At 70.2% G+C, this 5,278-nt stretch carries 4 protein-coding genes and 1 pseudogene; 4 read left to right on the top strand and 1 reads right to left on the bottom strand.

Annotated features, from left to right (window positions below):
• Nucleotides 1–733: pseudogene (locus tag CA983_RS40375) on the top strand (serine/threonine protein kinase); the annotation flags it as partial.
• A gap of 17 nt (nucleotides 734–750) precedes the next feature.
• On the opposite strand, the gene CA983_RS40370 reads toward CA983_RS40375, so the two are convergent.
• Complete coding sequence (locus CA983_RS40370; RefSeq protein ID WP_086605657.1) at nucleotides 751–1,557, bottom strand: SGNH/GDSL hydrolase family protein; 807 nt, start codon at nucleotides 1,555–1,557, stop codon at nucleotides 751–753.
• Nucleotides 1,558–1,894: 337 nt separating this feature from the next.
• Between CA983_RS40370 and CA983_RS40365 the strand changes: the two genes are divergently transcribed.
• The 3 genes from CA983_RS40365 to CA983_RS40355 all read left to right on the top strand — a co-directional run.
• Nucleotides 1,895–3,103: a S8 family peptidase gene (locus tag CA983_RS40365; RefSeq protein WP_086605656.1), complete on the top strand. Its 1,209-nt coding sequence runs from the start codon at nucleotides 1,895–1,897 to the stop codon at nucleotides 3,101–3,103.
• A 492-nt stretch (nucleotides 3,104–3,595) separates the two neighbouring features.
• Nucleotides 3,596–4,417: a glycosyltransferase family 2 protein gene (locus CA983_RS40360; protein ID WP_086605655.1), complete on the top strand. Its 822-nt coding sequence runs from the start codon at nucleotides 3,596–3,598 to the stop codon at nucleotides 4,415–4,417.
• Nucleotides 4,414–5,278, top strand: an 865-nt coding sequence (locus CA983_RS40355; RefSeq protein ID WP_086605654.1) for a glycosyltransferase family 2 protein, incomplete at its 3' end; no start/stop codon positions are given. The genes CA983_RS40360 and CA983_RS40355, both read left to right, overlap by 4 nt.

Raw genomic sequence — 5,278 nt, 5'->3', positions numbered from 1 at the left:
CCCGATGCCCTTCCCGGGCCGGCCGGCACCGTCCGGTTCCGGTGCGACGACGACGGCGACCGGTCAGGACCGTGACCGCCGGGCCGGCCGGGTGCTGGTCGCGGGCGTGGTCGCGCTGGCGCTCGCGGTGGGCGGGCTGACGTACGCGCTGCTGAACCGCGGGGACGGCGACGGGAACGGCGACCGGGGTGCCGGGGCGAGTTCGCCCGCCGCGACCAAGGATCCGCCGCGGAACACCGGGAGCGGGAAGTCCAGTCCGTCCCCGACGCCGAGCGAGAGCGAGAGCGAGGAGAGCAGTCCGCCGCCGCAGTCGGTGCGGGTCGGCCTGGACGGCACGCGCACGGACTACTCGGGCCCGTGTCCGCCGCCGAGCGCCGAGGCACCGAGGTTCACGGCGACGTTCACGGTGGGGCGGCTGCCGGCCGAGGTGCGTTACCGCTGGGTCACGCAGGACGGCTCGGTGCTCGACGGTGGCTGGAAGACGCTGTCGTTCCCGGAGGGCGACGGCCGTACGAAGCAGGACGCGGTGACCGTGACGACGGACGCGGAGACCGGGACGTTCGAGAACGAGATCGGTGTCGAGGTGCGGGAGCCGGTGCGGACGACGTCCGAGTCGGTGCCGTTCTCGATCACATGTGAGACGGAGACCCCGACGGGCGGGGCCTCCCCTTCTCCTTCGGACACGGGTTCGGACGGGGGTTCGGACTCGGAGTCGGACACGGACTCCGGCTGAGCTGTCGGCAGCGGCGGTCAGTCGTTGGCGTTGAGCACGGGCAGATAGCCGCCCGACTGGCCGGGGGCCTTCGGGTGGTACGACTCGCCGATGTTGAGCCAGTTGACGCTGTGCAGCCAGGAGTCGCCGGAGCAGATCTCGTGGCCGGTGAAGGCCGGTCGTACCTCGCCGAAGGTGAAGCCGTGGTTCGCGGCGCGCTTGGCGATGGCGGTGTTGAGGTGGTCGGAGGCGTCGTTGATGGCCTTGCGCTTGGCCTCGGAGAGGCCGAGGCACGTGGTGCCGAGCTTGTAGAAGCGGGGGTAGCCGAGCACGACGACGTGGGCGTTGGGCGCCTTGGAACGGATCGCCGAGTACACGCTGTCGAGCTTGCCGGGCAGCGTGGAGTCGACGTACGCCCGTGCGGTGTTGATGCGGGAGATGCAGGCACTGTCGGACTGGGTCACACAGGTCGTCATGACGTCGGCGAATCCGGCGTCGTTGCCGCCGACGGTGATGGAGACGAGGCCGGTGGCGCTGCTGAGCGGGCCGAGCTGTCCGGACAGAACATCACCCGTTCGGGCGCCGGAGCAGGCCGTGAAATCGAAGGTGGAGGGTGAGTGGGCGGTGGCCCAGAGGTAGGGGTAGGCCTTCGTGCTGCGCTTGCAGTCGCCGCTTGAGCTGATGTAGCTGCCGGCGCCCACTCCGGAGGAGTAGGAGTCACCGAGCGCTGCGTAGCCGCCAGTTGGGGCGAGTGAGGACGCCTGCGCCGTGGCTGCCCCGGTGAGGGCGGTGCCGGCGGCGAGGAGGAGCGAGCCCACGAAGGCGGCAAGTCGGGAACGTCTCATGGAACCTCCCTTAGCAGGATCTCTGCCACAACCGTCGTAGCAGCTACGCGTGTTGACAGGAAGTGTCCATGCCAAGTCTTTTCGGCCCTTTCCCGGACGCACACGGCGTGTTCACCTCACGTCTTGTTACGCGTTCGGCACCTCTTGTTACGTGCCCATGACAGATTTGTTGACTAGTGCTCAACTCCCTTGTTCTACGCCGGTAGATGGTCGACGCTTTACTCCGGCCGAGAGCGGAACGCGACGCTCCCGGCCGTGTGCGCGAGCACGCGCACAACCCCCACATGACGCGCGCCCCACCCAGGCGCGCGCCGCCTAAGAGGAGGACTCCCTCGTAATGGCACAACTGCGTAGCAAGAGATTCGGGTTCGCCGCGATCATCCTGTCGGCGACCACCGCCCTCGTGGGTGGGCTCACCGCCCTCCCCGCCCAGGCCGCCGCTCCCGCCGAGGGCCGGGTGCTCGCCGCGGACTCCCCGGCCGCGATCAAGGACAGCTACATCGTCACGCTCAAGAAGAGCGCGGGCGTGAAGGCGTCCTCGGCCGCGGGCAAGGACCTCGTCGAGGAGTACGGCGGGTCCGTGCGCAAGACGTTCGGCAAGGCGCTGAACGGCTACTCCGCCACCCTCTCCGCCACCGAGGCCAGGCGCCTCGCCGCCGACCCGGCGGTGGCCTCGGTCGAGCAGGACCAGCGCGTGCGGCTCTCCGCCACCCAGACCAACGCCCCGTGGGGCCTGGACCGCATCGACCAGACCTCGCTCCCGCTCTCGGGCACCTACACCTACCCCGACAGCGCGGGCAGCGGCGTGACGGTCTATGTGATCGACACCGGTGTGCGCATCACCCACCAGCAGATCAGCGGCCGTGCCGCGCACGGTTACGACGCCGTCGACGGCGACAACAACGCCTCCGACGGCAACGGCCACGGCACCCACGTGGCCACCACGATCGCGGGCTCGACCTACGGCGTCGCCAAGAAGGCGAAAATCGTGGGGGTGCGGGTGCTGAACAACAGCGGCTCCGGCACCACGGCCGGTGTGATCGCGGGCATCGACTGGGTGACGAAGAACCACTCCGGCCCCTCGGTCGCCAACATGTCGCTCGGCGGCGGCGCCTCCGCCGCCCTGGACACGGCGGTCCGCAACTCCATAGCCAGCGGCGTCACCTACGCCGTCGCCGCGGGCAACAGCAGCACCACCGCTTCCTCGTCCTCCCCGGCCAGGGTCGCCGAGGCGATCACCGTCGGCGCCACCACCAGCACCGACGCCAAGGCGAGCTACTCCAACTACGGCTCGGCCCTGGACATCTTCGCGCCCGGCTCCTCCATCACGGCCGGCTGGCACACCAGCGACACCGCGACCAACACCATCTCCGGCACCTCGATGGCGACCCCGCACGTCGCGGGCGCGGCGGCGGTCTACCTGGCGGGCCACACCTCCTCCACCCCGGCCCAGGTCGCCTCGGCCCTGGTCGGCGGCGCCACCACCGGCAAGGTCACCAGCGCGGGTTCGGGCTCGCCGAACCGGCTGCTGAAGCTCGTTCCGTGACCGGAACGGACAGCGGCACGGACACCAGCACCTGAACAACCGTTCCCCGGAGGCTCGACACGCCTCCGGGGAACGGTTGTTTCCGTCACCGGAACCTCTCAACTTGCGACCCACGAAGCACATCCCGCAACGGCCAAACCAACAAAAACGTGAGGTGCCGTTCCAGGTCTTGCCATAGGGGTTCAATCGTCAATACCGTCATACATCTCACCCGCATCGGTCCGTCAGTACGCGGCTCTAGGGGAGGGCTCAAGGACCGCGACGAACCGACGCGGGGCGCGGTAGGGGGGTGCCGTGCTCGGTGACCGCAACTGTCTCCGGGCCGTGCCGCGCGGTCGGCTGCCGTTTTCCGCCGTCGACCAGCTTTGCCAGCTCACCCGGCGTGCCCGAAGCTCCATCTCGGCGTGCCACGGGTGAGAACCCCCCTTTCGAACCGGATTGGATCCGGACTGCCCTGGGGGGGCGGTCCACCGGACGAGAGGGACCAGACTCGTGAGCTCAGTTCTGCAGCCGGCCGCGGCGGAGCAGCATCCGCCGACCGCCGGGAAGTACCGGCCCGTCTCCTCTCACCTGGCCATAGCGCCGCCGGTGAGCGTGGTCATCCCGGCCATGAACGAGGCGGAGAACCTTCCGTACGTCTTCAAGACCCTGCCCGACTGGATCCACGAAGTGGTCCTGGTCGACGGCAACTCCACCGACGACACCGTCCAGGTGGCCCGTGAGCTGTGGCCCGACGTCAAGGTCGTCGAGCAGCGCGGCAAGGGCAAGGGCGACGCCCTGATCACCGGGTTCCAGGCGTGCACCGGCGACATCATCGTGATGGTCGACGCGGACGGCTCGGCGGACGGCAACGAGATCGTGTCGTACGTCTCCGCGCTGGTCTCCGGCGCGGACTTCGCCAAGGGCTCCCGCTTCGCCAACGGCGGCGGCACGGACGACATGACCTTCATCCGCAAGCTCGGCAACTGGGCGCTGTGCACAGTCGTCAACCGCAAGTTCGGCGCCCGCTACACCGACCTGTGCTACGGCTACAACGCGTTCTGGCGGCACTGCCTCGACAAGATCGACCTGGACTGCACCGGCTTCGAGGTCGAGACGCTGATGAACATCCGGGTCGTCAAGGCCGGGCTCAAGGTGCAGGAGATCCCGAGCCACGAGTACCTGCGCATCCACGGCACCAGCAACCTGCGGGCCGTGCGCGACGGGCTGCGCGTGCTCAGGGTGATCCTCCAGGAGCGCTCCAACCGCCGGGCGCTGCGCCGCCGTTCGTCCCAGTCGCCGATGCTCGACTCGGTCCGGGGAGAGGTGTCTTGAGCGGTCCCGGCATCTCCGTCGTGATCTGCGCGTACACCGAGGACCGCTGGGAGGACATCCTCGCGGCGGTCTCCTCGGTGCGGGCTCAGTCACGGCCCGCCCTGGAGACACTGCTGGTCGTCGACCACAACCAGGCCCTCCTGGACCGTCTCGGCAAGGAGTACAAGGAAGCCGGCGACGTGCGGGTGCTCGCCAACGCGGGCCCCCGCGGCCTGTCCGCCGGCCGCAACACCGGAATCGCGGCCGCGCGCGGCGAGGTCGTCGCCTTCCTCGACGACGACGCCGTGGCCGAGCGCGACTGGCTGCTGCGCTTCGCCGAGGCGTACGCCGACCCGCGCGTGATGGCGGTCGGCGGGCGCACCGAGCCGGTCTGGGCGTCGGGGCGGCGGCCCGACTGGTTCCCCGAGGAGTTCGACTGGGTGGTGGGCTGCACCTACCGGGGCCTGCCGCGCGGCCGGGTCCGGGTGCGCAACGTGCTCGGCGGCAACGCCTCGTTCCGCCGCAGTGCCTTCGACGCGGCGGGCGGCTTCGCCACCGGCATCGGCCGGGACGGCGACAAACGCCCGCTGGGCTGCGAGGAGACGGAACTGTGCATCCGTCTCAGCCGGGTCCGGCCCGACGCGGTGCTGCTGATCGACGACCGGGCGGTGATCCACCACCGGGTGCCCGAGGCCCGCGAGCACTTCCGCTACTTCCGCACGCGCACGTACGCCGAGGGCCTGTCCAAGGCCCTGGTGGCCCGAAGCGTCGGCGCCGGCAAGGGACTGGAGTCCGAACGCCGGTACGCCACCCGGGTCCTGCCGGCCGGGGTGGCCCGGGGGCTGCGGGACGCCCTGCTGGCCCGGCCGGGCGGTGCCGGGC

The organism is Streptomyces swartbergensis (assembly GCF_002148965.1).
GTDB classification, from domain to species: Bacteria; Actinomycetota; Actinomycetes; order Streptomycetales; family Streptomycetaceae; genus Streptomyces; species Streptomyces swartbergensis.
Note: the sequence above shows the minus strand (reverse complement) of the source record. Positions and strands in the feature narration are given on the sequence as shown.